Raw genomic sequence first — 2122 nt, 5'->3', positions numbered from 1 at the left:
GTGCGCGTACAGTTGAATAGCCTAAATTGATTTCAGCATTACGCAAGGTCGCACGGTTGGCGTTCAAATCTGCTTCAGCGAGTTTGACCTGGGCTACAATATCATCATATTCCTGTTTGGAAATAGCATTAGTGCCGACCAGCTGACGATAGCGGCTCTCTTTAACGCGCAGTACGCCTAGATTTGCTTCAGCGCGGGCAATCGCAGCACGTGCATTATCTACCGCAGTACGGTTGGTACTGGAGTCGATTTCATACAGGGCCTGACCTTCACGAACGTAGCTACCTTCAGTGAATAAGCGTTTAAGGATCACGCCACTGGTTTGTGGACGCACTTCTGAAATCTCAAATGCTGTTGTACGACCTGAGAGCTCTACAGATTGCTCGACGCTTTGGGGCTGTGCAACCAGCACGCCGACTTCAGCCGGTGGCATTTGTTGTTGAGCACCAGCTTGCTGGCCTTCACTCGGATCTTTGCTACAACCAACAAGTGCAAGACTTGTTGCTAATGCGCAAGCAGTCAGGGCGGGAGCCCAAAGCTTTGCAGACATCATTATTCCACCTCAATTAGATTTTTATCTAAATATTTTTTTATTTTAGAATCGTGCAATACCTGATCCACACCATATACCACAACGAAATCCAAATAAAACTTATACTCCAGCCGGATATGACATCTGAAGGAAAATGTACACCTAGGTAAACTCTTGAAATACCCATAATCAGCAGCCACCCTACGGCAATCATTATGATAATGGTATGTCGGGAATGTTGCCGATATATGTAAATTGCCAGACAGCTCAGACAGGCCGCATATAGACTATGGGCGCTTGGAAAAGAGCTTCCAAAGCTTTCCACCAGATGAAAGGATGCTGGGGGGCGTGGTCGGGCAATCACGAATTTCAGTAGCCAGGCTAGAAGTATTCCTCCGATAACTCCGATACATATAAAAATTACGCTTGCATATTTTTTATACCACAGTAAAGAAATACACCATAGTGTGGATAAAAATAATACAAATGGCATGCCACCTATCACTGATAAGGACTGTGCAATCTGATTTAAAATCTGGGTGCGATACTCACTCAACCATTGCATACTGAGCAGGTCAAACCGGCTCAAAGCTGCAATATTCAAGAATAAGACACTGAAAATTAAAAGCAAAATGCCGACAAAAAGTAACAAGTAAGGCATGCCGGAAATCCTTGTCCCTCTCACCGATAAAAGACCGGTTGATTGTCTGAACCAAAGTGTACTTGTCAGTACACTTTTTTTCAAGTGTGCGTATTTTATGCGAATTCCTTTTATTTATTAAGGAATTCTCTCTATAAAGCTTGGATAATTGTCGCAGTTTTAAGTTTTAGTCGATGTATGATTTTCGTCAATTTCAATCTCTTGCTTAGGTGGCCAGAAGAAATCGCTTGGCCGGGTCAGGAAGTGAGTCATCACTAATTTTGCGAGAGGTTTCCACTGTTCAAAACGAACCCGACGGGCACGTAAAGCCACAATAATCGTCAGGGTAAAGCTGACAAACAGGTTCGTCAGGCCAATCAGCAAAACCCCCAGAAAAGAAACGATGATCAGTCCAATATCCGGTCCATTAATACTGAGCAGACCCTGAATGAAGTTTGCTGCGGCAAAGGCAATATGACGGATGTCTAAAGGTAAACCGAGGATGAAACCGATGGTCCCCATACTGCCCAGCATGATCCCGAACAGAAAGTTACCCGCTAGTGCGCCAAGATTGCGCTCTATATAGTCAGCAAAGCGTTGCAGACGCTCGTGGCCCATCAGCTGAGACAAACGCACATGCGCTTTGAGACGTGGACCGACTTTGCGGTAGACGGCCATATTGTCAAAATAACCGGCCAACAGCCCTGACAGGAACAGGCAAACCCCGGCAATGGCAGCATGAGGAATCGCCAGAGAAGTAAACGGGTTCAGACTATGTAATGTGGTGGTTGCTTTGGCATGGGTCAGCAACGGTTCATGTAAGGCCACTTCCCACATCAGAGTAATCAGGGCGGCCACTGGAATGGCAATCGAGATATTTCCCAAAATTGCCACAAACTGGGTGCGGATAATATTCACGATCAGGGCGGCCAGCTCGGCGATTCGGGCCA

General features: G+C 45.9%; 2 protein-coding genes and 1 pseudogene. All 3 read right to left on the bottom strand.

Going from position 1 to position 2122, the window contains the following annotated elements:
* Window positions 1-553: efflux RND transporter periplasmic adaptor subunit (locus tag E2K52_RS14220; protein WP_151205657.1), on the bottom strand; the 553-nt coding region annotated here is incomplete at its 3' end.
* A 37-nt stretch (window positions 554-590) separates the two neighbouring features.
* A complete protein-coding gene (locus E2K52_RS14215; RefSeq protein ID WP_151205656.1) occupies window positions 591-1193 on the bottom strand; it encodes a phosphatase PAP2 family protein in 603 nt (200 codons plus the stop codon).
* A 159-nt stretch (window positions 1194-1352) separates the two neighbouring features.
* Window positions 1353-2122 (bottom strand): annotated as a pseudogene (locus E2K52_RS14210) (site-specific recombinase); the annotation flags it as partial.

The organism is Acinetobacter sp. RF14B (genome assembly GCF_006864105.1).
Classification (GTDB): domain Bacteria; phylum Pseudomonadota; class Gammaproteobacteria; order Pseudomonadales; family Moraxellaceae; genus Acinetobacter; species Acinetobacter lwoffii_C.
Note: the sequence above shows the minus strand (reverse complement) of the source record. Positions and strands in the feature narration are given on the sequence as shown.

What these genes read in the sequence shown, in the direction of transcription:
- E2K52_RS14215 (WP_151205656.1), bottom strand. Translation starts at nt 1,193, where the DNA reads ATGCCTTACTTGTTACTTTTTGTCGGCATTTTGCTTTTAATTTTCAGT.